The sequence below is a fragment of the Citrobacter sp. RHBSTW-00599 genome (genome assembly GCF_013784065.1).
Lineage (GTDB): Bacteria > Pseudomonadota > Gammaproteobacteria > Enterobacterales > Enterobacteriaceae > Citrobacter > Citrobacter braakii.
This window is the reverse complement of the sequence record NZ_CP056717.1, coordinates 4,155,591-4,181,530: the sequence shown is the minus strand read 5'-3', so window position 1 is coordinate 4,181,530 and position 25,940 is coordinate 4,155,591. Positions and strand designations below refer to the sequence as shown.

Annotated in this window: 23 protein-coding genes; 11 read left to right on the top strand and 12 right to left on the bottom strand. The window is 53.3% G+C overall.

Annotated features, from left to right (window positions below; translation table 11 throughout):
- Positions 1–9: 9 nt before the first annotated feature.
- On the top strand, positions 10–777 hold the full coding sequence (locus HV243_RS20450; RefSeq protein ID WP_053389229.1) for a DeoR/GlpR family DNA-binding transcription regulator: 768 nt from the start codon (positions 10–12) through the stop codon (positions 775–777).
- Between the two features lie 30 nt (positions 778–807).
- Here HV243_RS20450 and HV243_RS20445 read toward each other — a convergent pair whose 3' ends face one another.
- Positions 808–1,155, bottom strand: a complete 348-nt coding sequence (locus HV243_RS20445) for a YacC family pilotin-like protein (protein WP_003018667.1) — start codon at positions 1,153–1,155, stop codon at positions 808–810.
- A 153-nt stretch (positions 1,156–1,308) separates the two neighbouring features.
- On the opposite strand from HV243_RS20445, the gene cueO reads away from it, so the two are divergent.
- Positions 1,309–2,925 carry a multicopper oxidase CueO gene (gene cueO / locus HV243_RS20440; protein WP_053389228.1) on the top strand — a complete coding sequence of 539 codons (1,617 nt, stop codon included), beginning with the start codon at positions 1,309–1,311 and terminating at the stop codon, positions 2,923–2,925.
- Positions 2,926–3,046: 121 nt separating this feature from the next.
- Positions 3,047–3,568 carry a hypothetical protein gene (locus HV243_RS20435; protein WP_016155709.1) on the top strand — a complete coding sequence of 174 codons (522 nt, stop codon included), beginning with the start codon at positions 3,047–3,049 and terminating at the stop codon, positions 3,566–3,568.
- A 34-nt stretch (positions 3,569–3,602) separates the two neighbouring features.
- Here HV243_RS20435 and HV243_RS20430 read toward each other — a convergent pair whose 3' ends face one another.
- Positions 3,603–5,993: a glucose/quinate/shikimate family membrane-bound PQQ-dependent dehydrogenase gene (locus HV243_RS20430; RefSeq protein WP_032931273.1), complete on the bottom strand. Its 2,391-nt coding sequence runs from the start codon at positions 5,991–5,993 to the stop codon at positions 3,603–3,605.
- Between the two features lie 203 nt (positions 5,994–6,196).
- On the opposite strand from HV243_RS20430, the gene hpt reads away from it, so the two are divergent.
- Positions 6,197–6,733: a hypoxanthine phosphoribosyltransferase gene (gene hpt / locus HV243_RS20425; RefSeq protein WP_016151732.1), complete on the top strand. Its 537-nt coding sequence runs from the start codon at positions 6,197–6,199 to the stop codon at positions 6,731–6,733.
- 70 nt (positions 6,734–6,803) lie between these two features.
- On the opposite strand, the gene can is transcribed toward hpt, so the two are convergent.
- Positions 6,804–7,493, bottom strand: coding sequence for a carbonate dehydratase (can, locus tag HV243_RS20420; protein ID WP_016151733.1), 690 nt, complete (start codon positions 7,491–7,493; stop codon positions 6,804–6,806).
- Between the two features lie 101 nt (positions 7,494–7,594).
- On the opposite strand from can, the gene HV243_RS20415 reads away from it, so the two are divergent.
- The 4 genes from HV243_RS20415 (at position 7,595) to HV243_RS20400 (ending at position 11,123) form a co-directional block, all read left to right on the top strand.
- Positions 7,595–8,521: an ABC transporter ATP-binding protein gene (locus HV243_RS20415; RefSeq protein ID WP_046275357.1), complete on the top strand. Its 927-nt coding sequence runs from the start codon at positions 7,595–7,597 to the stop codon at positions 8,519–8,521.
- On the top strand, positions 8,518–9,288 hold the full coding sequence (locus tag HV243_RS20410; RefSeq protein WP_003829467.1) for an ABC transporter permease: 771 nt from the start codon (positions 8,518–8,520) through the stop codon (positions 9,286–9,288). The genes HV243_RS20415 and HV243_RS20410 overlap by 4 nt, the downstream gene beginning before the upstream one ends.
- A gap of 103 nt (positions 9,289–9,391) precedes the next feature.
- A complete protein-coding gene (locus tag HV243_RS20405; RefSeq protein WP_016151735.1) occupies positions 9,392–9,832 on the top strand; it encodes a PTS sugar transporter subunit IIA in 441 nt (146 codons plus the stop codon).
- Positions 9,833–9,893: 61 nt separating this feature from the next.
- A complete protein-coding gene (locus tag HV243_RS20400; RefSeq protein ID WP_053389227.1) occupies positions 9,894–11,123 on the top strand; it encodes a polysaccharide deacetylase family protein in 1,230 nt (409 codons plus the stop codon).
- A 6-nt stretch (positions 11,124–11,129) separates the two neighbouring features.
- Here the strand turns inward: HV243_RS20400 and panD are convergent, their stop codons facing one another.
- The 9 genes from panD to thpR all read right to left on the bottom strand — a co-directional run bounded on the left by panD (position 11,130) and on the right by thpR (position 18,290).
- Positions 11,130–11,510, bottom strand: a complete 381-nt coding sequence (gene panD, locus HV243_RS20395) for an aspartate 1-decarboxylase (protein ID WP_000621526.1) — start codon at positions 11,508–11,510, stop codon at positions 11,130–11,132.
- A 95-nt stretch (positions 11,511–11,605) separates the two neighbouring features.
- The gene (panC, locus tag HV243_RS20390; RefSeq protein ID WP_016151737.1) at positions 11,606–12,460 is read right to left on the bottom strand and encodes a pantoate--beta-alanine ligase; all 855 of its coding nucleotides are present in this window, start codon (positions 12,458–12,460) and stop codon (positions 11,606–11,608) included.
- Between the two features lie 125 nt (positions 12,461–12,585).
- A complete protein-coding gene (gene panB, locus HV243_RS20385; RefSeq protein WP_003829230.1) occupies positions 12,586–13,377 on the bottom strand; it encodes a 3-methyl-2-oxobutanoate hydroxymethyltransferase in 792 nt (263 codons plus the stop codon).
- A 120-nt stretch (positions 13,378–13,497) separates the two neighbouring features.
- The gene (gene folK / locus HV243_RS20380; RefSeq protein ID WP_016151739.1) at positions 13,498–13,977 is read right to left on the bottom strand and encodes a 2-amino-4-hydroxy-6-hydroxymethyldihydropteridine diphosphokinase; all 480 of its coding nucleotides are present in this window, start codon (positions 13,975–13,977) and stop codon (positions 13,498–13,500) included.
- Complete coding sequence (gene pcnB / locus HV243_RS20375) at positions 13,974–15,368, bottom strand: polynucleotide adenylyltransferase PcnB (protein WP_203457720.1); 1,395 nt, start codon at positions 15,366–15,368, stop codon at positions 13,974–13,976. The genes folK and pcnB overlap by 4 nt, the downstream gene beginning before the upstream one ends.
- 71 nt (positions 15,369–15,439) lie before the next feature.
- Positions 15,440–16,336, bottom strand: coding sequence for a tRNA glutamyl-Q(34) synthetase GluQRS (gene gluQRS, locus HV243_RS20370; RefSeq protein WP_046275356.1), 897 nt, complete (start codon positions 16,334–16,336; stop codon positions 15,440–15,442).
- A 70-nt stretch (positions 16,337–16,406) separates the two neighbouring features.
- Complete coding sequence (gene dksA, locus HV243_RS20365) at positions 16,407–16,862, bottom strand: RNA polymerase-binding protein DksA (protein WP_003018625.1); 456 nt, start codon at positions 16,860–16,862, stop codon at positions 16,407–16,409.
- 177 nt (positions 16,863–17,039) lie between these two features.
- Positions 17,040–17,744 (bottom strand): DNA/RNA nuclease SfsA, encoded by a 705-nt coding sequence (gene sfsA, locus HV243_RS20360; RefSeq protein WP_016151742.1) that lies wholly within the window; start codon positions 17,742–17,744, stop codon positions 17,040–17,042.
- A gap of 15 nt (positions 17,745–17,759) precedes the next feature.
- Entirely contained in the window at positions 17,760–18,290 is a 531-nt protein-coding gene (gene thpR, locus HV243_RS20355; protein WP_016155716.1) for an RNA 2',3'-cyclic phosphodiesterase, read from the bottom strand.
- A gap of 73 nt (positions 18,291–18,363) precedes the next feature.
- Here thpR and hrpB point away from each other — a divergent pair, with 73 nt between their 5' ends.
- The 3 genes from hrpB to fhuA all read left to right on the top strand — a co-directional run bounded on the left by hrpB (position 18,364) and on the right by fhuA (position 25,936).
- Positions 18,364–20,793 (top strand): ATP-dependent helicase HrpB, encoded by a 2,430-nt coding sequence (hrpB, locus tag HV243_RS20350; protein ID WP_053389226.1) that lies wholly within the window; start codon positions 18,364–18,366, stop codon positions 20,791–20,793.
- Positions 20,794–20,928: 135 nt separating this feature from the next.
- The gene (gene mrcB, locus HV243_RS20345; protein WP_053389225.1) at positions 20,929–23,469 is read left to right on the top strand and encodes a bifunctional glycosyl transferase/transpeptidase; all 2,541 of its coding nucleotides are present in this window, start codon (positions 20,929–20,931) and stop codon (positions 23,467–23,469) included.
- Between the two features lie 232 nt (positions 23,470–23,701).
- Positions 23,702–25,936 carry a ferrichrome porin FhuA gene (fhuA, locus tag HV243_RS20340; protein WP_016155718.1) on the top strand — a complete coding sequence of 745 codons (2,235 nt, stop codon included), beginning with the start codon at positions 23,702–23,704 and terminating at the stop codon, positions 25,934–25,936.
- Positions 25,937–25,940: the final 4 nt, after the last annotated feature.

Below are 25,940 nucleotides of genomic sequence, written 5' to 3'. Positions count from 1 at the left end.
TTTACTGTTATGAAAGGGCAACACCGTCTGGATAAGATAGTGGCGTATTTGAAAAATCATACGCTGGTTACCGTGGAACAATTGGTTGATGCGGTTGACGCTTCACCAGCGACGATCAGACGCGATCTCATTAAGCTGGATGAACAGGGTGTGATCAGCCGTAGCCACGGCGGTGTTGCGTTACGACGCTTTGAAGCGGCGCAGCCGACCACGAACGAAAAGCAACTGCGTTCGCGTGCTGAGAAACGGGCGATTGCGCGTTTTGCCGCCTCAATGGTGCGCGCGGGCGATGCCGTGGTGCTTGACGCCGGTACCACGATGCTGGAACTAGCAAAATGTTTGACGCATTTGCCGCTGCGCGTCATTACCGTTGATCTACACATTGCCCTGTTTTTGTCAGAATTTCGCCAGATAGAGGTGACGATCGTCGGTGGGCGCATCGATGACAGTAGCCAGTCCTGTATTGGTGAGTTTGGCCGGAAAATGTTGCGCAGCGTCTATCCTGATATCGCTTTTATGAGCTGTAACACCTGGAGTATGGAAAAGGGCGTAACCACGCCCACGGAAGACAAAGCGGGATTAAAGCAGGAAATTATTGCTAATGCTCAACGCAAGGTATTACTGGCGGATAGCAGTAAGTACGGCGCGCATTCGTTATTTAACGTCGCGCCGCTCAGCCGCTTTACCGATGTTGTTACCGATGTGAATCTAGCGCCAAACGCGCAGGCTGAATTAAAAGCGCAATCCGTTGCCCTCACGCTGGTTCATCCAGAGTAACGGTAATATCAACCGTGGTCGTGCCAGAGATTATTTAACGTAAGCCAACAGGCTCAGGGAGTCACGTGCCAGCGCTTTGCATTTCTTGGCCGTTGGGATGCCTATACCGCTGAGGTCGCGGTAGCTGTCTTCACCCAACGCTTTCATATTGAAGGTGTCGTAATTACTCAGGTCCCACTGGTTTTGCTGGGCAAAAAAGACCAGTGCGCGACGAATCTGCCCATTTGGCAAATTCTGGTATCCACAGTCATTTTTCAGAAAAACAAAAACTGCCGTTAAATCGGCCATATCTTCGGCTTCGGACTCACTAAGCGCGTAGCTGTTTGCGCATACGGCCATCAGGCTGCCGAACAAAACGGTTCTGAAAAACGTCTTCATTGCTTCTACCACTGCATCACGGAATTTAAACGTTAGCACACTGCGAGCGAAGCGACGACCTTTATTATTAGCCGTTTACTTGACCTTCCCGTAAGGGGAGGGCTTATGCTTAAAAGATAGCCTGCTTAAGCTGCTGAATATAAGGAAGTGATTATGCAACGTCGTGACTTTTTAAAGTACTCCGTGGCGCTGGGCGTCGCGTCAGCGTTACCTCTGTGGAGCCGGAGCGTATTTGCTGCAGACCGTCCCGCATTACCCATTCCAGACCTGTTAACCGCAGATGCCTCTAACCGTATGCAGCTGATCGTGCAAGCCGGACAGTCGAGTTTTGCCGGTAAAACAGCCACGACCTGGGGATATAACGGCAGTTTGCTCGGGCCGGCGGTCAAGCTGAGTAAAGGGCAATCGGTGACGGTGGATATCCATAACCAGCTTGCCGAAGAGACGACGTTGCACTGGCACGGGCTGGAAATCCCCGGTGAAGTCGACGGTGGCCCGCAAGGTATTATTCCGGCGGGTGGGAAACGTTCTGTGACCTTCACACCGGATCAGCGCGCGGCAACCTGCTGGTTCCACCCGCATCAGCATGGGAAGACTGGTCATCAGGTGGCGATGGGCCTGGCCGGACTGGTGCTGATTGAAGATGAAGAGATTCGCAAGCTGCTGCTGCCTAAGCAGTGGGGCATTGATGATGTGCCGGTGATTATTCAGGATAAACAGTTCTCTGCTGATGGTCAGGTTAACTATCAACTGGACATCATGACCGCTGCCGTCGGTTGGTTTGGCGATACGCTGCTGACCAATGGGGCGATTTATCCTCAGCATGCTGCACCGCGCGGTTGGCTGCGTCTGCGTCTGCTAAATGGTTGTAACGCACGCTCACTGAATATCGCGGCCAGCGACAATCGTCCTTTGTACGTTATTGCCAGCGACGGCGGACTGTTGGCGGAGCCAGTAAAAGTAACCGAACTTCCTATGCTGATGGGCGAACGCTTTGAAGTGCTGGTGGATGTGAGCGACGGTAAAGCGTTTGATCTGGTCACTCTGCCTGTGGGTCAGATGGGCATGGCGATTGCGCCATTTGATAAGCCGCATCCGGTGATGCGCGTTCAGCCGCTGCTGATTACCGCTTCCGGCACGTTACCGGGTACGCTGACATCCATGCCGGCGCTGCCATCGCTTGAGGGGCTGACGGTGCGCAAACTGCAATTATCGATGGACCCAATGCTCGACATGATGGGCATGCAAATGTTGATGAAGAAGTACGGCGCTCAGGCTATGGCGGGTATGGATCATGGCAAGATGATGGGCCATATGAATAATGACAATATGGGCCACGGGAGCATGAAGCATGGCAATATGAACCACGGTGAGATGGGGAATATGCAGCATGGTGACATGGGCAACATGAAGCATGGAACATTCGATTTCCATAATGCCAACCGGATTAATGGTCAGGCGTTTGATATGAATAAACCGATGTTTGCCGCGGCGAAAGGTCAACACGAACGCTGGGTGATTTCCGGTCAGGGCGACATGATGCTGCATCCGTTCCACATTCACGGCACGCAGTTCCGTATTCTGTCTGAAAATGGCAAAGCACCTGCTGCGCACCGCGCGGGATGGAAAGATACGGTGCGGGTTGAGGGCGGCGTGAGCGAGGTGCTGGTGAAATTTGACCACGACGCGCCAAAGGAACATGCCTATATGGCGCACTGCCATTTGTTAGAGCATGAGGATACCGGGATGATGCTCGGTTTTACCGTATAAACAGCGGCGGATAGCGGTGGCGCTATGCGCTAAATGTTTATTTCAAAAACGGATTATTACTCTATCGTCGAGTAAAGGCATTCATATACTGATGAGGTTACTCACTCATCACGAGGTATTCATGACCCTTTTGCGAAAAGTACTGACGGCATCTTTTATTATGCTTCTGGCGGTTTCGGCACAGGCTGCGATGAAGATGGAACGCCAACAGATTTCAAAACTGAATTTAAGTCTCGAAATTCCGCAGACGCTCACGCCAATGCCGGACGAAATGGCAAAAATCAAATACCCTTCTGAAAACCGTCCTCAGGTGATTTACGGTGACGAACGCGGTAAAGCGTCTCTAGGTATTACCGCCGGGCGCAACGCGTTGCCTGCCGCTCAGTTGGATATGGCAAAGGATGCGACGCTGAAGATGCTTACCAATTTCAAGCCGCAGGCGGAACCTGTCACGGTTGATGGACATAAAGCGTGGCTGATTACTTTCCGTTCTCAAGCGCCGGATACTGAAATTCTCAATATGCTGCTGATTACCTCGCAAAACGAAAAAGCGGTGCAGGTCTCCTTCAATATGACCAAAGATCTGGTGGCTCAGTATCAGGAAGCCGCAAAAGCGTCGTTACTGTCACTGAAGTTTGAATAAAAAAACGCCCGCTGATTAGCGGGCGTTGTCCATTTTACTTCGCGTCGTCCGGCAACGCATATGCCACAATATAATCGCCCATCTTGGTGCCAAATGAGCCGTGGCCCCCGGCGGATATCACCACATATTGCTTACCGTTAACTTCATACGTCATCGGCGTTGCCTGGCCGCCTGCCGGAAGCCGACCCTGCCACAGTTTTTCACCGTTGCTCATGTTGTATGCGCGCAGATAGTTATCGGCAGTCGCGGCTATAAACAGCACGTTACCCGCGGTGGAGATAGGTCCACCCAGCATCGGCATCCCCATATTGAACGGCACCGGAACCGGCATTGGGAATGGCATGCTGTCCTGTGGCGTGCCAATGCGTTTTTTCCATACCACTTGATTGGTTTTCAGATCTACGGCGGAAATGTAGCCCCATGCTGGCTGTTTACACGGCAGGCCAAATGGTGAAAGGAATGGATTAAGCGTTACGCCGAATGGTACGCCGTACTGCGGCTGAATACCGGACTCTGTGCCAGTACCTTTGGCATCTTTCGGCGGCTCCATCGGATTGCCGGGACCGCGTGGGATCAGCTTAGAAACGAACGGCAGCGCCATCGGGTTGGCAATGGCTACCTGACGGTTGGGATCAACGGAAATGCCGCCCCATTCGAACATGCCGAGGTTACCCGGGAACACCAGAGTGCCTTGCTCTGAAGGCGGGGTAAAAATGCCTTCATAGCGCAGCTGGTGGAACATTACGCGGCACACCAACTGATCAAACATGGTTGCGCCCCACATATCCGCACCACTGAGATCTTTTTGCGGACGGAAACTGAGATCGGAGAACGGCTGGGTTTTGCTGACATAATCACCTTTGGCTGCACCTTGCGGCACCGGTTTTTCCGGGGCAGGCACCACCAGTTCACCATTACGGCGGTCGAGCACAAAGATATTACCGGTTTTTGCCGGGGCATAAATGACCGGGATTTTCTCTCCATTGACGTTGATATCCGCCAGGGTTGGCTGTGCCGGTAAATCCATATCCCACAGATCGTGGTGAACGGTCTGATAGCTCCAGGCCAATTTCCCGGTCGTGGCATTTAACGCCAGAATGGCGCTGGCGTAACGTTCCTGTTCCGGTGTGCGGTTACCGCCCCAGATATCCGGCGTGGTAACGCCCATGGGCAGATACACCAGATCCAGCTTAGCGTCGTAGGCCGCAGGCGCCCAAGAGTTGGGTGAGTTAAAGGTGAAGGTATGTTCATCTGACGGGATGAAATTAGGATCCTTGGCACCGGGATCAAACGCCCACAGAAGCTTGCCGTTATTGACGTCAAAACCACGTATCACCCCGGATGTTTCGCGGGTTGAGTAGTTATCGGTTACCGACCCGGCAATAACGATAGTTTTATCGGTGATTATCGGGGGAGACGTCGGTTCGTACAGGCCCGGTGAGGTATCCGGCATATTGGTCTGCAGATTCAAAATACCTTTATTGGCGAAGGTTTCGCACAGCTTGCCGGTCTCGGCATTCAAGGCAAACAGTCGACCATCATTGACCGGCAAAAGGATGCGGCGCGGACAGTCGGCCATCACCTCTGCAGAAGCTGTATCCGGTCTGGCTTCATGATAAGAAACGCCGCGACAGGTTACGTGCTGGAAGCTGGTATTGGTATTGAGTTGGGGATCGAAATGCCACTTCTCTTTCCCGCTGGCCGCATCCAGGGCGAACAGCCGCTGATGGGCGGTACACAGATAAAGAGTATCCCCCACTTTTATTGGCGTGACTTCATTGGTGATTTCACCGGGATCGTTGGGTTGTTTTAAATCCCCGGTACGAAATACCCAGGCTTCTTTCAACTGATGAACGTTGTCAGCGTTAATTTGTTTTAACGGTGAGTAGCGTTGACCTTCCTGATTGCGACCGTAAGCCGGCCAATCCTCGTCGGCAACCGCTGAGATTGCATCGGCCTGAGAGGTATCTGCACTCAGCGTGCCGTGAACCTCTTGTGGGTCGTTGAAGCCAGCCCAGGTCAGGATACCGCCGCTAATCAGCAGGGCCACCACCAGCGCCGCTACTGCGCCACTGGAAGGGATAATCAGGCGATGCCAGACGAAAGGCAGGATAAGCCAGATACCAAAGAAGACCAGGATGTCGCTACGCGGCGTCAGCGCCCAGAAATCAAAGCCGACTTCCCAGACGCCCCAAATCATGGTGGCGAGAAGCAGGGCGGCATACAGCCAAAGGGCGGAACGGTTACTGCGCCACAGCAGGAGAGCCACACCGAGCATGGCAAGGCCCGCGATCGGGTAATACCAGGAGCCACCGATGGCGACCAGCCAGCCTCCACCAATCAGGAGATATAGTCCACAAAGTGCCGCAAACAGGGCGCTCAGGGTCACGATAAGCCGTTGAGAACGTACGTTGTTATTTGCCATAAAAAATACCATCACAGGTGTTATTTCTTTAATAGCAGTTAATTATAGGAGCTAAAACGCGTGATAAACGTCACATTATGAACTTTATCAACAGATGCCGCGTATGAATGCTTTTGCTGGTATACTGCGTGCCTTGCGCTTAGATGCTGGCTTATTAAAAGTTAGCATTGAGTGATTTGTTTTTAAATCATATGGTTAGAGATATGAAACATACTGTTGAAGTCATGATCCCGGAAGCGGAGATCAAAGCGCGTATTGCTGAACTGGGACGTCAGATTAACGAACGTTACAAGGACAGCGGCAGCGATATGGTGCTGGTTGGTCTGTTACGCGGCTCATTTATGTTTATGGCCGACCTGTGCCGTGAAGTGCATGTCTCCCACGAAGTCGATTTCATGACTGCTTCCAGCTATGGCAGCGGAATGTCCACCACGCGCGATGTTAAAATCCTGAAAGACCTGGATGAAGACATTCGTGGCAAGGACGTGCTGATTGTCGAAGACATCATCGACTCCGGTAACACGTTGTCCAAAGTGCGTGAGATTCTGAGCCTGCGCGAGCCGAAATCCCTGGCTATTTGTACGCTGCTGGACAAACCTACCCGTCGTGAAGTGGATGTTCCGGTTGAGTTTATCGGATTCTCTATCCCAGATGAGTTTGTTGTCGGCTATGGCATTGACTATGCCCAGCGTTATCGCCATCTGCCGTACGTTGGCAAAGTGGTGCTGCTGGACGAGTAATGTCGGGAGCGCCTGATGGCGCTTTGCTTATTCGGCCTGCACGATACTTCCCCGCAGGCCGAAAAGCGACTTAAGCGTCGCTGCCGCTTGTTGGTATCTGCTTGTGATTGGTATGTTTCTGGCTGAGGTTAGACAGCCCCTGGCGATAGCGCTGCTCCAGCGTCTCGCGACTGGTGGCGGTGACGTCCAGATCGCGCAGCAGGCCATCATGAATACCGTAAGCCCAGCCGTGAATGGTAACTTTCTGACCGCGCTTCCAGGCTGAACGCATGATGGTTGAGTGGCCCAAGTTGTAGACCTGCTCCATTACATTCAGTTCGCACAGGGTGTCAATGCGACGTTCCTGCGGCATTTCACCCAGCAGTGAACTGTGTTTAAACCAGATATCGCGAATATGCAGTAACCAGTTATCAATCAGCCCCTGTTCTTTATTTTCAATAGCTGCCTGTACGCCACCACATCCATAGTGGCCGCAAATAATAATATGTTCCACTTCCAGCACATCCACCGCATACTGAACCACTGAGAGACAGTTCAGGTCGGTGTGAATAACCAGATTGGCAACATTACGGTGAACAAATAATTCACCCGGCTCAAGACCGGTTAAACGTTCTGCGGGAACGCGACTGTCGGAACATCCAATCCATAAAAAGCGCGGATTTTGTGCGTGAGTCAGCGTTTCAAAAAATCCGGGATCCTCTTCTACCAGCATCTTTGACCATAGCGCGTTGTTGCTGATGAGTGTATCTATGTCTTTCATGGAGGCTGTAACCAATTGAATTGCGTTGCGCTAATATAGGTTAACTCCTGATTTATTAAAACCAAATATCAAGCATTAGAATGTAAGGTAAGTAAAAAACCATGACCATTGCTCTGGAACTTCAACAACTTAAAAAAACCTATCCCGGTGGCGTTCAGGCGTTACGCGGAATAGATTTGCAAGTCGAAGCGGGGGATTTTTATGCGCTTTTGGGACCGAATGGCGCAGGCAAGTCCACCACCATCGGGATAATCAGCTCGCTGGTGAATAAAACCTCTGGGCGGGTGAGCGTCTTCGGATACGATCTTGAAAAAGATACCGTTAATGCGAAACGCCAGCTTGGTCTGGTACCGCAGGAGTTTAACTTTAACCCGTTTGAAACCGTGCAGCAGATCGTAGTCAACCAGGCGGGTTATTACGGCGTTGAGTATAAAGAGGCGGTCAAACGCAGCGAACTATATTTAAAGCAGCTCGATTTATGGGAAAAGCGTAACGAGCGCGCGCGCATGCTCTCCGGCGGGATGAAACGCCGTCTGATGATTGCCCGCGCACTAATGCACGAGCCTAAATTACTCATCCTTGATGAACCGACTGCGGGGGTCGACATTGAGCTGCGTCGTTCAATGTGGGGTTTTTTAAAGGATTTAAACGACAAAGGCACCACGATTATTCTGACCACTCACTATCTCGAAGAAGCGGAAATGCTGTGTCGCAACATCGGCATTATTCAGCACGGCGAGCTGGTGGAAAACACCTCGATGAAGAGCCTGCTCTCTAAGCTGAAATCCGAGACCTTTATTCTCGATCTGGCGCCGAAAAGCCCGCTGCCAAAACTGGAGGGCTATCAATACCGGCTGGTGGATACCTCCACGCTGGAAGTGGAAGTACTGCGTGAACAGGGGGTCAACAGCGTGTTTTCACAGCTGAGCGCCCAGGGCATTCAGGTATTGAGTATGCGAAACAAAGCGAACCGACTGGAAGAACTGTTTGTTTCTCTGGTGCATGAAAAACAAGGAGATCGCGCATGATGCAGCTTTATTGGGTTGCGCTGAAAAGCATCTGGGCGAAAGAGATCCACCGCTTTATGCGAATCTGGGTTCAGACTCTGGTTCCTCCCGTCATTACTATGACGCTCTATTTTATTATCTTTGGTAACCTGATCGGCTCGCGTATCGGCGAAATGCATGGTTTTAGCTACATGCAGTTTATCGTGCCAGGGCTGATTATGATGGCGGTAATTACCAACTCGTACGCCAACGTGGCATCGTCATTCTTCAGCGCCAAGTTTCAACGCAACATTGAAGAGTTACTGGTCGCTCCGGTACCGACGCACGTGATCATCGCCGGTTTTGTTGGCGGCGGCGTGGCGCGTGGCCTGTGTGTAGGGATCCTGGTAACAGCGATTTCGCTGTTCTTCGTGCCGTTCCAGGTGCATTCCTGGGTCTTTGTGGCGCTTACGCTGGTGTTAACAGCGGTGCTGTTTTCGCTGGCCGGTCTGTTGAACGCGGTTTTCGCTAAAACCTTTGACGATATCAGCCTGATCCCAACCTTCGTGCTGACTCCGCTGACCTATCTGGGCGGCGTTTTCTATTCGTTAACGTTGCTGCCGCCGTTCTGGCAGGGACTGTCCCATCTGAACCCGATTGTCTACATGATTAGCGGTTTCCGTTACGGCTTCCTGGGGATCCACGATGTTCCGCTGGTCACGACCTTTGGCGTGCTGGTGGTGTTTATCGCGGCGTTTTATTTGCTGTGCTGGTACCTGATTCAGCGCGGACGCGGCCTGCGCAGCTAAGTCTTTCTTCCTCTCCTTACCCGGGAGAGGAAGACTTTTGATGCTTATCACCATTACGGATTTATCACCCTGATAAACTACTTGCCTGCTAAGGAGGTAGGCAATGCTAGGTTGGGTAATTACCTGTCATGATGATAAGGCACAGGATATGCTGCATCGTCTGGAGAAAAAGTACGGCCCGTTGGTTCAATGCCAGGCGGTGAGTTTTTGGCGTGGGCTTAGCTCGAATATGCTAAGTCGCATGATGTGCCATGCCCTGCATGCTACAGACTCTGGCGAGGGTGTGATATTCCTGACGGATATGGCCGGGGCCGCGCCTTACCGCGTGGCTTCGTTAATGAGCCATAAACATCCCCAGTGTGAAGTGATTTCAGGTATCAGTTATCCATTGCTTGAGCGAATGCTTTCGTCGCGGGAATCGATGAGCAGTTCTGCGTTTCGTGATAGCATCGTTGCGCTTGGCGGGCCCGAAGTCTCTAGCCTCTGGCATCAACAACAGAAAAATCCCCCCTTCGTGTTGAAGCATGATTTGTATGAGTATTAATCATTGGTATTGATGGCGCTTTTGCTACAATAGCCGGGGTTTCTCGCCTCGGTTATCTCATATGGTGATGCGCGTTCTGCTTGTTTTATTGCTCCTGTTTTCTGGCCGCATAGCTGCGGCTTTGCCTGCTCGCTACATGCAAACCACCGAAGCGGCCGCCGTGTGGGCGCAGATTGGCAACAAGATGGTGACGGTAGGAAATATTCGCGCCGGGCAGATCCTCGCCGTTGAGCCAATTGCGGCAGACTATTACGAATTTACCTTTGGTTTTGGTACCGGGTTTATTGATAAGGGGCATCTGGAGCCTGTGCAGGGGCGGCAGAAAGTCGACGATGGTCTGGGCGATCTCAATAAACCCCTCAGCAACCAAAGCCTGATCACCTGGAAAGATACGCCGGTTTATAACGCTCCGGATGTTGGTAGCGCCCCGTTTGGCGTGCTGGCGGATAATCTGCGTTATCCGGTTATCAGCAAGCTTAAAGACCGTCTCAACCAAACCTGGTACCAGATCCGTATTGGCGGCAGACTGGCCTATATCAGCGCTCTGGATGCGCAGGAAGACAACGGTATCCCGGTATTAACCTATCACCATATTCTGCGCGATGAAGAGAATACCCGTTTTCGTCACACCTCCACGACAACCTCCGTACGCGCCTTCAGCAACCAGATGGCCTGGCTACAGGACCGCGGCTACACCACGTTGACGATGTACCAACTGGAAGGCTATGTTCGCAACAATATGAATCTCCCGGCGCGGGCGGTGGTGCTGACTTTTGATGATGGTCTGAAGTCGGTGAGTCGTTATGCTTACCCGATTCTGAAGCAGCACGGCATGAAGGCAACGGCGTTTATTATCTCCTCACGTATCAAGCGCCACCCGCAGAAGTGGGATCCGAAATCACTGCAGTTTATGAGCATCGCGGAACTGAATGAGATCAGGGACGTGTTCGACTTCCAGTCGCATACCCATTTTTTACATCGGGTTGATGCGAATCACCGGCCAATCCTGCTGAGTCGCAGCTATCATAATATTCTGTTTGATTTCGCCCGTTCGCGTCGGGCGTTGTCTCAGTTTAACCCTCACGTTCTTTATCTTTCGTATCCGTTTGGCGGCTATAACTCCACGGCAGTAAAAGGGGCAGGCGACGCGGGATTCCACATGGCGGTCACCACGGTGAGAGGGAAGGTTAAACCGGGGGATAATCCGTTCTTATTGAAAAGACTTTATATTTTAAGAACGGATTCGCTGGAGACGATGTCGCGGCTGATAAGTAATCAGCCGCAGGGGTAAGGGCTGTCAGGCAACCTGTACCGGAATGGCTTTCGCGGTGCGCTTCATTTCGTTGTCGCCTTCAAAGTAGGCCACTTTCGGACGCCAGGTGCGGGCTTCTTCATCAGACATGGTGACGAAGCTGGCGATAATCACAATGTCGCCGACTTCAGCACAGTGTGCCGCTGCGCCGTTCACCGAGATGATTCTGGAGCCGCGTTCAGCCGCAATCGCGTAGGTTGAGAAACGTTTACCGTTGGTCACGTTCCAGATATCAATAGCTTCGTTTTCCAGAATACCAGAGGCATCGAGGAAATCCTGGTCGATGGCGCAGGAGCCTTCGTAGTGCAGGTCCGCCTGCGTGACTTTTACGCGGTGGAGCTTGCCTTGCAGCATGGTGCGAATCATAACTTCTATACCCTGTCGTTTACCTTGGCTAAGCAGGCACTACTGGCCTGCTTTGAGAAATTCTCAGGCAGTATTGCCTGATTTTTAACCCCTGTCTACTGGGCTAATGTAACGCTTTGATTATCGATCAGACGTGCCTGACCCAGCCAGGCGGCGGCCAGAATCACCGCGCGTTTACTGGTTTCCGTCAGCTCCAGCAGCGTGTCGGCATCACGAATCTGAATATCGTCGGCACGGAAGCCTTTTTCATTCAGTTCCTGCTCGGCAATGGCAATAATCTCTTCCTGGTCACGATGGCCAGCAAGCAGCTTTTCAGCGATGCCGTTCATCACTTTGTGCAGACCCGGCGCAATTTTTCGCTGCTCTGCGGTCAGATAGCCGTTACGTGAGCTAAGCGCCAGACCGTCTTTGGCGCGAATAATCGGCACGCCAACGATCTCAATGTCATAACCCAGATCCGCCACCATTTTGCGGATCAGCGCGAGCTGCTGGAAATCTTTCTCGCCAAAGCAGGCGATATCTGGCTGGATCAGGTTAAACAGCTTGCTGACGATAGTGGAAACGCCACGGAAATGGCCTGGACGGCTGGCGCCTTCCAGCATGGTGGAGAGACCGGGAACTTCAACGAACGTCTGGCCTTCCAGCCCCTGCGGGTAGATTTCCTCAACGGCTGGCGCAAAAACATAATCGACTTTACGCTTGTTCAGCTTTTCACAATCTTCCTGCAGCGTGCGTGGATAGCGCACCAGATCGTCCGGTCGGTCAAACTGCATCGGGTTGACGAAAATGCTGACGATCACCACATCAGCCCGCGCTTTTGCCTCATCGACCAGCTTCATATGGCCGTCGTGCAGGTTGCCCATGGTGGGAACCAGAGCGACGCGTTTGCCTTCCTGACGCAGACGACGAATATGCTGGCGCAGCAGCGGCAGGGTTTCAATGATTAACACGACAAGACTCCTTGAGTTGCCTGAGGAACCGTAGGCCGGATAAGGCGTTTACGCCGCCATCCGGCAACATGCAGCGAACCGCCTGATGGCGCTACGCTTTTCAGGCCGATATATGGCCTGAAAAATTAGTGGAAACTGTGTTCTTCGCCCGGATAAACGCCGGACTCCACTTCAGCCATATACTGCCGCACTGCGGCGCGCATGTCGCCTGCTTCATTGAGGAAATTCTTCGCAAATTTCGGGATGTGGCCACCGGTAATGCCAAAGGCATCGTGCATGACGAGGATTTGTCCATCGGTGACGTTACCAGCGCCGATACCGATAACCGGAATCGACAGCGCTTCGGTGACGCGCTTCGCCAGCTCAACCGGCACGCACTCCAGCACCAGCAACTGAGCGCCAGCGGCTTCTAAGGCCAGCGCGTCATCCAGCAATACCTGCCCGGCGTCGCCGCGGCCCTGAATTTTATAGCCGCCGAAAATATTCACCGACTGCGGTGTTAATCCCAGATGACCGCAAACCGGTACGGCGCGTTCGGTGAGCATTTTTACCGTATCCACCAGCCAGGCGCCGCCTTCAATTTTGACCATATTAGCGCCCGCCCGCATCACCACCGCGGCGTTTTCAAATGCTTGTTCCGGCGTGGCGTAAGCCATAAATGGCAGGTCGGAGAGCAGCAGACAGTTGGGGGCGCCACGACGTACGGCACGAGTGTGGTAAGCAATATCTTCAACGGTAACCGGTAGGGTGGAGTCATGCCCCTGAATCGTCATGCCCAGCGAGTCGCCAACCAGCATCACATTAATGCCTTCGTCGGCAAATAACTTAGCGAAGCTGTAGTCGTAGGCGGTAATGGTCGCGAAGCGTTTTTTCTCTTGCTTGCATTTCTGCAGCAGTGAAATGGTGGTGGGTTTCATAACATTTCCTGATGATGAAAGTCATATTTATCGGCATTCTAACAGTCACATTCAGGGGGGCAATTGTTTTAAGCAACCGTTTGGCACTAAAGTAGTAAACGCTGAAGGGGAGAGGATACTTTACCAGTGTGCAGGTTTTGCTGCACCAAGATGGGTGAGGTGCTGATGCAGGCTGATACCCTCCGGGAAGATAAGCTCAGGTGCGATTTCAGCGAGCGGCCACAGCATAAAACCACGGTTTTTCATGTCGTAGTGCGGCACGGTCAGACGTTCGGTGTTAATCACTTCATCGCCAAACAGCATAATATCGAGGTCCAGAGTGCGCGGCCCCCAGCGTTCGGCTTTACGTACGCGTCCCTGTTGCAGCTCAATACGTTGGGTATGATTAAGCAATTCTTCGGGAGCGAGAGTGGTTTCCAGCGCCACGGCAGCGTTCAGGTAATCTGGCTGATCCTGTGGGCCTAATGGCGGTGTGCGGTAAAAGGAGGAAACAGCGACGATACGGCTGTCGGGAATGTCGCCAATCGCTTTTACGGCAGCATTAACCTGCTCCAGAGGAGAGGCCAGATTACTGCCGAGAGCGATATAGGCGATGGTCACGCGGAACCTTCACGGCGCGGGGCGCGTTTACGCGGGCGACGATGACGACGGCGTTCTGGTTCTTCGTCGAGTTCGTTGAGCATGCCTTTTTGTTCCGGCGGTGCTGAAACCTGGAATTCTCCCCACCACTGCGCCAGACGCTGCAGTTCAGCGTTGTTTTCCACTTCGGCACGCAGGGCCAGCAGATCGTAAGCGGCGCGGAACTTCGGATGCTCCATCAGCTTCCAGGCGCGTTTGCCCTGGCGACGAGACATGCGTAGTTGCAACTGCCAGATATCACGGGTCAGCGAGGTCAGACGTTTCGGGATCGCCAGCGAGCGGCAGGCTTCATCCAGTACGTCGTTCATCGCCAGTGCGAAGGCATCGTAGTAAGCCAGACCGCTTTCCTGGGCAATTTTCTGCGCAGCTTCCAGTAACGGATACCAGAACATGGCGGCGAATAAGAACGCCGGGTTAACGCGCATATCATTGTGGATGCGGTTATCGGTATTCTTCAGCACCTGAGCGATGATGCGTTCCATTGGGCTGTCACCGTCTTCGGTGAAATAGCGCGTAATGGTGGGGAACAGCGGCTGGAACAGGCTGTACTCACGCAGTTTTTTATAGGTTTCATACCCATAGCCCGCCTGTAACAGTTTGAGCGCTTCTTCAAACAGGCGTGCGGGGGGAATATCGTTAAGCAGTGTTGCCAGACGCGGGATTGGTTCAGCGGTTTCCGGGCTGATACGCATGTCGAGCTTGGCGGCAAAGCGCACGGCCCGCAGCATACGTACAGGGTCTTCGCGGTAGCGCGTTTCCGGATTACCGATCAGGCGAACGATGCCCTCTTCGAGATCCTGCATGCCACCAACGTAATCACGTACGGTGAAATCGGCCACGCTGTAATACAGGCTGTTAATCGTGAAGTCGCGACGCTGGGCATCTTCTTCGATGGAGCCGAAGATGTTGTCGCGCAGCAGCATACCGTTTTGTCCGCGCTGTGAGGTTGTGCGATCGGACTCGCTGCCTTCATGATGACCACGGAAAGTTGCCACTTCGATAATTTCCGGGCCAAACATGACATGGGCCAGACGGAAACGGCGACCAACCAGACGACAGTTACGAAACAGTTTTCGCACCTGATCTGGCGTGGCGTTAGTCGTGACATCAAAATCTTTCGGCTTTTTGCCCAGCAAAAGATCGCGTACGCCTCCGCCAACCAGCCATGCCTCGTATCCGGCCTTATTGAGCCTGTACATTACCTTCAGGGCATTTTCACTGATATCTTTGCGGGAGATAGAGTGCTGCTCACGCGGGATTACCGTCATATGTGGACGGGCGACGGCGAGCTCGGCCTCGCGCTCCTCGCGGCTTAGCACCTTGCGGCAAAAATTAGCGACTCGGGTAAAAATAGTGCACCTCGGTAGTGTCAAACTTCAATCAGAACAAGTGTTGCTGTGTAAAAATAGCGGCTAATCATAGCTCAGCATGATGCATTTGAGAATGGCGGATTTACGATCGCCGATTCTGGCACCGCTGTCAGACTCCAGTTTTCAATGGCAAACGTGAGAATCTGATCCACGCGCATCTCCTGCCACGGGATATCGGAGTGCTGGCCGAGAAAGCGCAGCGCAGCAACAATCACCGGGCGTGGATCGCCTTGCGGCAGTGCAGGTGCATGATTTTGTTTTGAAAGTTTAGCGCCTTGTTCGTTGAGCGCCAGCGGCAGATGAATATAGTCCGGCGCTTGCCAGCCGAACTGTTGATACAACGAAATTTGCCGTACCGTCGGTTCGATAAGATCGGCACCGCGCACAATTTCCGTCACGCCCTGGAAGTGGTCGTCTACCACCACCGCGAGGTTATAGGCAAACAGCCCGTCGCGACGGTGAATAATAAAATCTTCCTTCGCAAGACGCGGATCAGCCAGAATCACACCGCGCAGTTGGTCCGTAAACTGCATCACCGGATGGCGTTGCTTAATGCGGACCGCCGCCTGTTCAGGCCCGTGGCGTAGCTCACGGCAATGACCGTCGTAAATGCCGCCGACGCTTTGAATACGCGCGCGCGTACAGGTGCAGTAATAGCTCAGTTCCTGCTGATGCAGCCAGGCCAGCGCCTCGCGGTAGGCGTCATGACGCTGGGATTGCCATAAAATATCGCCATCCCAGTGCAGTCCGTAATGTTCCAGCTGACGCAGAATCGTGTCTGCAGCACCGGGAACTTCACGAGGGGGGTCAATATCTTCAATGCGTACCCGCCAGATTCCGCGACGAGCACGGGCCTGCAGGTAACTCCCGAGGGCGGCAATCAGTGAACCAAAATGGAGTTCGCCAGAGGGGGAAGGGGCGAAGCGGCCAATATAATGTGAATCGCTCATTTTGCGGGCTAACAAATAATAAGGCGGGAGAAGCTCCCGCCTGTAGTAAACGTGGTAAAAATGACCGGAATTAACCTGCCATTTGTTTTTCGCGGATTTCTGCCAGCGTTTTACAGTCGATGCACAGATCGGCTGTCGGACGCGCTTCCAGACGGCGAATACCAATTTCTACGCCGCATGATTCGCAGTAGCCGAAATCTTCGTCTTCTACTTTCTTCAGCGTCTTCTCGATCTTTTTGATCAGTTTGCGCTCACGATCACGGTTACGCAGCTCAAGGCTGAATTCTTCTTCCTGTGCGGCGCGGTCCACCGGATCAGGGAAGTTAGCCGCTTCGTCTTGCATATGAGATACGGTGCGATCAACTTCATCCCTAAGTTGATTACGCCATGCCTCAAGAATACGCCTGAAGTGCGACAGCTGGGCTTCGTTCATATACTCTTCGCCCGGTTTCTCCTGGTACGGCTCCACCCCAGCGATGGCGAGAATACTCAGGGACGATGTTTTACGGTTTTGCCCTTCTTGCATGTTGCTTCTCCTTAACACGCACTATCGATCCCCATGTTCGGGGGAAAAATCAGGTCGCTATAAATAGCAGATGCTTTTCCGGATAGCAATTATCTAAACGTAACACTTGACAACCCTGTGAGGAAAAGCGTATTTGCCCACGCGCCCAGAATACTAATTAACCGAATATTTACACCATTACAAGGTAATGGGCAACGGCTCTTTAAGAGTCATACCATGGGCAGAAAGTTCCGCTTTATAAACCAGAATTTCTACCCCCTTAAGCTGTGCTTCAACTAATAATTGCGCATATTTTGCATCGATATGGCGCGCGGGTGAAAACCGTGTAATGGCTGAATGCAACACCGCGAAAAATATCACCGCGCGCTTGCCTTCGGCCGCTACGCTCATCAATTCCCGAAGATGTTTCTGACCTCGTTCAGTGATGGCATCGGGAAAATAACCCTGATCTTTTTCCGCCAACGTGACTGATTTCACTTCAATATAGCAGTCAGGTCGGGAATCCGCCTGTAACAAAAAGTCGATGCGGCTCCCTTCGGCGCCGTATTTTACTTCACTTTTCAAGGTGCTGTAGTCTGAAACTTCCGAAATTAACGAACGCTGAATAGCCTCTTTCGTTAATCTATTGGCCCACAGCGTGTTAACACAAATAAGTGCACCGGATTGGGTTTGCGTTAATTCCCAGGTATGTGGATATTTTCGTTTAGTATTTTCTGATGTCGAATACCAGACAGTATCTCCCGGCGTTGCGCAGCCGGTCATCGCTCCCGTATTGGGGCAGTGTAGCGTTAACGTTGTGCCATCCGGTGTGATCACATCCGCTAAAAAACGCTTATAGCGCTGAATGAGCGTTGCAGGTTGTAAAGGTGGAGAAAATTGCATGAACAGTTCCTTTGATTATTCAGTCAGCGTCCAGCGTTGCAACTGCGTGTAACGCGTGCGTCCTCGCATGAATGAGGAGGAATAAAGCCCAAACTCCGTTACCGGAAACGACCAGCCAAACCCTGGCGGAGGGATAGATACCGCGTGACCGGCGTCACGCAGCAGCGTGATATGCGGGTGAAAAGGCTGCGGGCTCTGGTGGCACCCACTGCGTGCGGCTTGTGCCCGCAACATGTTCGCCAACTGCAGCAGCCCGCGCGGCGGCTGACGCATTCCCAACCACACGACTCGCGAGCGCAGCCATTGCCCGGCATCGTCGAGTTTGAGCGTAAAACCCGGCTGGCGAATACGCCCTGCAAGCTGCGTTAACGCATGCTGCTTCTCAGCGCTGACGTCGCCCAAAAAGGCGAGCGTCAGATGCAGATTATCGGCGGCGACGGGACGACCCGCTTCAGGGGGGAACTGCGCGGCCCGCCAGTGGATTAACTGCTCCCGAACCTCGCCAGGCAATTCAATCGCAAAGAACAGCCTTTTTGGCTCAGACATGATGGATACTCGGTTATGAATTAACGCGATGCTACAATGCAGCGCGAAGAATGTTAACCCTCTGGAGTCATTTGTGACGTCGTTGCCCGTTGCCGCCGTAGTGCCTGAACTACTTACCGCCCTTGATGCCTCGTCGCAGGTTTTGCTGACGGCGCCGACCGGTGCCGGAAAATCAACCTGGCTGCCGTTGCGACTCCTTGAACATCGCGGTATCAAGGGACGGATTATTTTGCTGGAGCCGCGGCGTCTGGCAGCACGCAATGTGGCGCAGCGGTTGGCGGAATTGCTGAATGAAAAGCCTGGCGAGACCGTGGGGTATCGCATGCGTGCGCAAAGCTGCGTAGGGCCGCAGACCCGCCTTGAGGTGGTGACGGAGGGGGTTCTGACACGCATGATCCAGCGCGACCCCGAATTGACGGGCGTTGGACTGGTCATCCTCGACGAATTTCACGAACGGAGTTTGCAGGCCGACCTGGCGCTGGCGCTGTTGCTGGATGTGCAGCATGGGCTGCGTGACGATCTGAAACTGTTGATCATGTCCGCCACTTTGGACAACGGACGTTTGCAGCAGATGTTGCCCGATGCGCCGACGATCGTTTCTGAAGGCCGCGCATTTCCCGTTGAGCGACGATATCAGCCGTTGGCGGCGCATCTGCGTTTTGCTGAAGCGGTAGCGGTAGCGACGGCAGAACTCCTGCGCCATGAAAGTGGGTCGCTGCTGCTGTTTTTACCGGGTGTAGGGGAAATCCAGCGCGTGCAGGAGCAACTGGCAACGCGTGTGGGCAGCGATGTGTTGTTGTGCCCACTGTACGGCGCGCTGACGCTTGCCGAGCAGCGTCAGGCGATTTTGCCCGCTCCGCAAGGCAAGCGCAAAGTGGTGCTGGCGACCAATATTGCCGAAACCAGCTTAACGATCGAAGGCATCCGGTTGGTGGTGGACAGCGCCCAGGAGCGCGTGGCGCGCTATGACGCGCGTACCGGTTTGACGCGACTAATTACCCAACGCATAAGCCAGGCCTCGATGACCCAGCGAGCGGGACGCGCGGGCCGTCTGGAACCCGGTATCTGCCTACATTTGCTTGCCAAAGAGCAGGCGGAAAGAGCGGCGGCGCAGGGAGAACCGGAGATTTTACAGAGCGACCTGTCCGGACTGCTGATGGAGTTGCTGCAATGGGGATGCACCGACCCTGAGCAACTGAACTGGCTGGATACCCCGCCCGCCATCAACCTGCAGGCGGCAAAGCGGCTGCTGCAGATGCTGGGGGCGCTTGAGGGTGACAGGCTCAGCGCCACGGGGCGGAAAATGGCGACGTTGGGTAACGACCCCCGTTTAGCGGCTATGCTGGTTAGCGCCAACAATGACAATGAAGCGGCAACGGCGGCAAAACTGGCTGCGATTCTGGAAGAGCCGCCGCGCGGTGGCAGTACCGATCTGGCTGTAGCGTTTTCACGAAATCAGCCCGCCTGGCAGCAGCGCAGTCAACAATTACTGAAACGGCTTAACGTTCGCAGCGGACAGCCGGACAGCGCGCTGCTCCCCTCATTACTGGCGCAGGCGTTTGCCGATCGGATCGCGCGTCGGCGCGGGCAGGAAGGGCGCTATCAACTGGCGAATGGCATGGGGGCAATGCTGGATGCCGATGACGCCTCCGGACGCCATGAATGGCTAATTGCGCCGCTGCTACTGCAGGGCAGCGCTTCGCCGGATGCGCGTATTCTGCTGGCTCTGCCGCTGGATATCGAAGCGCTGATACAGGCATGCCCTGAACTGCTACAACAATCTGACACCATCGAATGGGATGAAACTCAGGGAACGTTAAAAGCATTGCGTCGGTCGCGCATTGGCCAGCTAACGGTAAAAGTACAGGCGCTGGCCAAACCCTCGGAAGAGGAGTTGCACCTGGCGATGTTGAACGGCATTCGCGATAAAGGGCTAAGTGTGCTCAACTGGACGCCGGAAGCCGAGCAGTTTCGCCTGCGTCTGCAATGTGCGGCAAACTGGTTGTCAGAGTATAACTGGCCTGCGGTAGATGAGGATTCTCTGCTGGCGACGCTGGAGAGCTGGCTGCTGCCGCACATGAGCGGTGTGCATTCGCTACGCGCGTTAAAAGCGCTAAATGTGGGTCAGGCGTTGCGCGGTTTGCTGGATTGGTCAATGCTGCAACGTCTGGATAGTGAACTGCCAGCGCATTACACTGTGCCGACGGGAAGCCGGATTGCCATTCGCTATCATGAGGATAACCCTCCGGTATTGGCGGTTCGGATGCAGGAAATGTTTGGTGAAGCGAAGACCCCAACCATCGCCGAGGGGCGCGTGCCGCTGGTGCTGGAACTGCTGTCTCCGGCCCAACGACCGCTGCAGGTAACGAGTGATTTGAGCGCGTTCTGGCAGGGATCGTACCGTGAGGTGCAAAAAGAGATGAAAGGGCGCTATCCCAAACATGTCTGGCCGGACGATCCGGCGAATACCGCGCCAACGCGGCGAACAAAGAAGTATTCGTAATGAAACTGTAGGCCGGATAAAGCGAAGCCGTCATCCGGTATAAACACGGCAGTAAATTGAGAGATTTCTTCTTCTGTTAACTGACGGAAGAACAGAGAATCGGGCCCTTGCGCCTGAATGTTGCGGAGAAAAAGCATGGCGGGGAATGACCGCGAGCCAATTGGACGTAAAGGGAAACCCTCGCGTCCGGTGAAACAAAAGGTGAGCCGTCGTCAACTCAGAGATGAAGAGTATGACGACGATTATGATGATGATGACTATGAGGATGAAGAACCGATGCCGCGTAAGGGTAAAGGCAAAGGGCGTAAGCCTCGTGGTAAACGCGGCTGGTTCTGGCTGCTGGTAAAACTGTCGATTGTTTTTTTGGTGCTGATCGCCATTTACGGCGTTTATCTGGACCAAAAAATCCGCAGCCGTATAGATGGTAAAGTCTGGCAGCTTCCTGCGGCAGTATATGGCCGTATGGTTAACCTTGAGCCAGAAATGCCGATCGGCAAGAACGAGATGGTGAAACTGCTGGAGGCTACGCAGTATCGTCAGGTGACGAAGATGACGCGCCCTGGCGAATTCACCGTGCAGGCGAAAAGCATCGAGATGATCCGTCGTCCGTTTGATTTTCCGGACAGTAAAGAAGGGCAGGTGCGCGCGCGTCTGACCTTTGATGGCGACCATCTGGATACCATCGAGAATATGGATAACAACCGCCAGTTCGGTTTCTTCCGTCTCGATCCGCGACTGATTACCATGCTCTCTTCGCCTAACGGTGAGCAGCGCCTGTTTGTCCCGCGCAGTGGATTCCCGGATCTGCTGGTGGACACGCTGCTGGCGACCGAAGATCGTCACTTCTATGAGCATGACGGTATCAGCCTCTATTCCATTGGCCGTGCGGTGCTGGCGAACCTGACGGCGGGGCGCACGGTACAAGGGGCCAGTACGCTGACCCAGCAACTGGTGAAAAACCTGTTCCTGTCCAGCGAACGTTCCTATTGGCGTAAAGCCAACGAAGCCTATATGGCGCTGATCATGGATGCGCGTTACAGCAAAGACCGCATTCTTGAGCTGTACATGAACGAAGTCTATCTCGGTCAAAGCGGTGACAATGAGATCCGCGGCTTCCCGCTGGCGAGCCTCTACTACTTTGGCCGTCCGGTGGAAGAGCTGAGCCTCGACCAGCAGGCGCTGCTGGTAGGGATGGTTAAAGGAGCGTCAATCTATAACCCGTGGCGTAACCCGAAGCTGGCACTGGAGCGTCGTAACCTGGTGCTGCGTTTACTACAACAGCAGCAGATTATCGACCAGGATCTGTATGACATGCTGAGCGCGCGTCCGTTAGGCGTACAGCCGCGTGGTGGGGTGATCTCACCGCAGCCCGCCTTTATGCAGATGGTGCGCCAGGAGCTACAGGCGAAGCTGGGCGATAAAGTTAAAGATCTCTCCGGCGTGAAGATTTTCACCACCTTTGATTCCGTGGCGCAGGATGCTGCAGAAAAAGCGGCGGTGGAAGGTATTCCGGTGCTGAAGAAACAACGTAAGCTAAGCGATCTGGAAACCGCGATTGTGGTGGTCGACCGCTTTAGCGGCGAAGTGCGTGCCATGGTTGGTGGGGCAGAACCGCAGTTCGCTGGTTATAACCGTGCGATGCAGGCACGTCGTTCGATTGGTTCTTTGGCTAAACCAGCGACCTATCTGACCGCGCTCAGCCAGCCGAAGCTGTATCGTCTAAATACCTGGATTGCCGATGCCCCGATTGCGCTGCGTCAGCCTAACGGCCAGGTGTGGTCGCCGCAGAACGATGACCGTCGCTATAGCGAAAGCGGAAAAGTGATGCTGGTGGATGCGTTAACGCGCTCAATGAACGTGCCAACGGTAAATCTGGGGATGGCGCTGGGCCTGCCTGCCGTCACCGATACCTGGCTGAAGCTGGGCGCGCCGAAAGATCAGCTTAACCCGGTTCCGGCCATGCTGCTGGGGGCGTTGAACCTGACGCCGATCGAAGTGGCGCAGGCGTTCCAGACTATCGCCAGCGGCGGGAACCGCGCGCAGCTGTCGGCGCTGCGTTCGGTGATTGCCGAAGATGGGACGGTGCTGTATCAGAGCTTCCCGCAGGCCGAGCGTGCCGTTCCGGCGCAGGCGGCGTATATGACGCTGTGGACCATGCAACAGGTGGTTCAGCGTGGTACGGGCCGCCAGCTTGGCGCGAAATATCCTGGGCTTCATCTGGCAGGGAAAACCGGGACCACTAACAACAACGTGGATACCTGGTTTGCCGGGATCGACGGCAGCCAGGTAACCATCACCTGGGTGGGTCGTGATAACAACCAGCCAACCAAGCTGTACGGTGCCAGCGGTGCGATGTCGATTTATCAGCGTTATCTGGCCAACCAGACGCCAACACCGCTGGTGCTGACGCCGCCGGAAGATGTGGTGGATATGGGCGTGGACTACGACGGTAACTTCGTTTGTAGTGGGGGGATGCGTACGCTTCCGGTATGGACTACCGATCCTGATTCGCTGTGTCAGCAGGGTGAAATGATGCAACAGCCGACCGGGAATCCGTTCGATCAGTCAACGCCGCAGCAGCAGCCTCAACAGCAGCAGCAACAACCGGCGCAGCAGGAAAAGAAAGATAGCGACGGTGTCGCTGGCTGGATAAAGGATATGTTCGGCAGTAACTGATATTGCTCAAAACCCGCTTCGGCGGGTTTTTCTTCTTTGGTCCATTCTCAGGGCCGAATAACATTCCAGCCTAATTTATTAACCCTTTCTTTTCATCTGGTTATTTCTTAACCCCTCAGTTTTAGTAGGGACGCGTATTGCTTGCTATCTCGCCAGAGTTTCGAATATTATGCTGCCGTTATAATAATAATTCTCGTTTACGTTATCATTCACTTTCATCAGAGAAATACCAATGGCGCGTCTTAAAACTGCTCAGCCAAGTTCATCGCTGCGTAAAATCGCAGTAGTGGTAGCCACAGCGGTTAGCGGCATGTCTGTCTATGCACAGGCGGCGGTTGACCCGAAAGAAGAAACCATCACCGTAACTGCTGCACCTGCCGCACAAGAAAGCGCATGGGGGCCTTCGCCGACAATTGCCGCGAAGCGTTCCGCCACCGCTACCAAAACCGACACGCCGATCGAAAAGACGCCACAGTCTGTTTCGGTAGTGACAAACGAAGAGATGCAGATCCATCAGTCTCGTTCCGTCAAGGAAGCGCTGGGTTATACCCCAGGGGTTGTGGTCAGTAACCGTGGTGCTTCAAATACATACGATTTTGTCAGCATCCGTGGTTTTACCTCTGTCGGTTTAAGCCAGAACAACTATCTGGATGGTCTGAAGCTACAAGGGAACTTCTATAACGACGCGGTTATCGATCCTTACATGCTGGAGCGTGTAGAGTTGATGCGTGGGCCAACTTCCGTGTTGTACGGTAAGAGTAACCCTGGCGGTATTATTTCGATGGTCAGCAAACGTCCAACCACCGAGCCGCTAAAAGAAGTTCAGTTTAAAATGGGAACAAATAATCTGTTCCAGACAGGATTTGATTTTAGTGATGCATTGGATGATAACGGTGAATTCTCTTACCGTTTAACCGGTCTGGCTCGTTCCACAAATGAGCAGCAGCAAGGTTCTGAATCACAGCGTTATACCGTTGCTCCGTCCTTCTCATGGCGTCCTGACGACAAGACTAACTTTACATTCCTTTCTTATTTCCAGAATGAACCCGAGACGGGTTACTACGGTTGGTTGCCGAAGGAAGGTACGGTTGAACCGCTACCTAACGGCAAGCGTTTGCCGACTGATTTTAATGAAGGTGCTTCAAATAACACTTATTCCCGCAATCAGAAAATGGTGGGGTACAGCTTTGAACACGACTTTAATGACACCTTCACTGTCCGGCAGAATTTACGTTTTGCTGAAATGAAAACGTCGCAGCAGAGCGTGTACGGTACGGGTATCTGTACAACAAATGCGTTTAACGCGCCTTGCCAGGCAATTCCGGCCGATCAGCGCGACCATTATCTTGGTCGTGGCACGGTTGTCGATGATGAACGTTTGCAGAACTTCAGTGTTGATACCCAGTTGCAGAGCAATTTCGCGACAGGAACGGTGGACCATACGTTGCTGACAGGTGTTGACTTCATGCGTATGCGTAATGATATCAATGCTAAATTTGGCACAGCTCCTGTTCTGGATCTTTATAACCCACAGCCTCTGGAAGATTTTGATTTCGACTCTACCGAGCCTTATCAGATGAACGAAACCAAACAAACCGGTATCTACATCCAGGATCAGGCGGAATGGGATAAGTGGGTCTTTACGCTGGGTGGTCGTTATGACTGGTCACAGCAAGCGACGACGATTCGTCAGAATTCAACCACTCCGCAAGCGGGTTATATTGAGCGTAACGATCATCAGTTCACATGGCGTGGCGGTGTAAACTACCTGTTTGATAATGGTATTTCTCCGTACGTTAGTTATAGCCAGTCATTTGAACCAAACGCATTCGATCTCTACAGCACTCCACGCATGGCTTTTGCGCCATCCAAGGGTGAACAGTATGAAGCGGGTGTAAAATATGTGCCGAAAGATCTGCCTGTGGTTATTACGGCTGCGGCATATCATCTGACGAAGACGAATACGCTGACAACCGATCCGACCAACTCGAATCTGCAAGTTCCGTCAGGCGAAGTACGTTCTCAGGGCTTTGAATTTGAAGCTAAAGCGGCCTTGAATGCCAATATCAATGTGACTGCTTCATATACTTACACTGATGCGGAGTACACTAAGGACACCAATCTCAAAGGGAACAACGTAGAACAAGTTCCTGAAAATATGGCATCACTCTGGGGCGACTATACCTTTAACGAAGGCGTTCTGTCGGGACTGACCCTGGGAACCGGTGGACGTTTTATCGGTTCAAGCTATGGCGATCCTGCAAACACCTTTAAAGTGGGAAGTGCTGCTGTAATGGATGCTGTCGTGAAATACGATTTAGCGCGTTTTGGTATGGCTGGCTCTAGTGTTGCTGTCAACGTTACCAACCTGCTGGATCGTGAATACGTTTCTAGTTGCTTCCAAACCTATGGCTGCTTCTGGGGCGCAGAACGTCAGGTCGTTGCAACCGCAACCTTCCGTTTCTAATTTC

Coding starts and splice junctions, on each gene's coding strand:
- HV243_RS20450 (WP_053389229.1), top strand. CDS start 10: ATGAAAGGGCAACACCGTCTGGATAAGATAGTGGCGTATTTGAAAAAT.
- HV243_RS20445 (WP_003018667.1), bottom strand. CDS start 1,155: ATGAAGACGTTTTTCAGAACCGTTTTGTTCGGCAGCCTGATGGCCGTA.
- cueO (WP_053389228.1), top strand. CDS start 1,309: ATGCAACGTCGTGACTTTTTAAAGTACTCCGTGGCGCTGGGCGTCGCG.
- HV243_RS20435 (WP_016155709.1), top strand. CDS start 3,047: ATGACCCTTTTGCGAAAAGTACTGACGGCATCTTTTATTATGCTTCTG.
- HV243_RS20430 (WP_032931273.1), bottom strand. CDS start 5,993: ATGGCAAATAACAACGTACGTTCTCAACGGCTTATCGTGACCCTGAGC.
- hpt (WP_016151732.1), top strand. CDS start 6,197: ATGAAACATACTGTTGAAGTCATGATCCCGGAAGCGGAGATCAAAGCG.
- can (WP_016151733.1), bottom strand. CDS start 7,493: ATGAAAGACATAGATACACTCATCAGCAACAACGCGCTATGGTCAAAG.
- HV243_RS20415 (WP_046275357.1), top strand. CDS start 7,595: ATGACCATTGCTCTGGAACTTCAACAACTTAAAAAAACCTATCCCGGT.
- HV243_RS20410 (WP_003829467.1), top strand. CDS start 8,518: ATGATGCAGCTTTATTGGGTTGCGCTGAAAAGCATCTGGGCGAAAGAG.
- HV243_RS20405 (WP_016151735.1), top strand. CDS start 9,392: ATGCTAGGTTGGGTAATTACCTGTCATGATGATAAGGCACAGGATATG.
- HV243_RS20400 (WP_053389227.1), top strand. CDS start 9,894: ATGGTGATGCGCGTTCTGCTTGTTTTATTGCTCCTGTTTTCTGGCCGC.
- panD (WP_000621526.1), bottom strand. CDS start 11,510: ATGATTCGCACCATGCTGCAAGGCAAGCTCCACCGCGTAAAAGTCACG.
- panB (WP_003829230.1), bottom strand. CDS start 13,377: ATGAAACCCACCACCATTTCACTGCTGCAGAAATGCAAGCAAGAGAAA.
- gluQRS (WP_046275356.1), bottom strand. CDS start 16,336: ATGAGCGATTCACATTATATTGGCCGCTTCGCCCCTTCCCCCTCTGGC.
- dksA (WP_003018625.1), bottom strand. CDS start 16,862: ATGCAAGAAGGGCAAAACCGTAAAACATCGTCCCTGAGTATTCTCGCC.
- sfsA (WP_016151742.1), bottom strand. CDS start 17,744: ATGCAATTTTCTCCACCTTTACAACCTGCAACGCTCATTCAGCGCTAT.
- thpR (WP_016155716.1), bottom strand. CDS start 18,290: ATGTCTGAGCCAAAAAGGCTGTTCTTTGCGATTGAATTGCCTGGCGAG.
- mrcB (WP_053389225.1), top strand. CDS start 20,929: ATGGCGGGGAATGACCGCGAGCCAATTGGACGTAAAGGGAAACCCTCG.
- fhuA (WP_016155718.1), top strand. CDS start 23,702: ATGGCGCGTCTTAAAACTGCTCAGCCAAGTTCATCGCTGCGTAAAATC.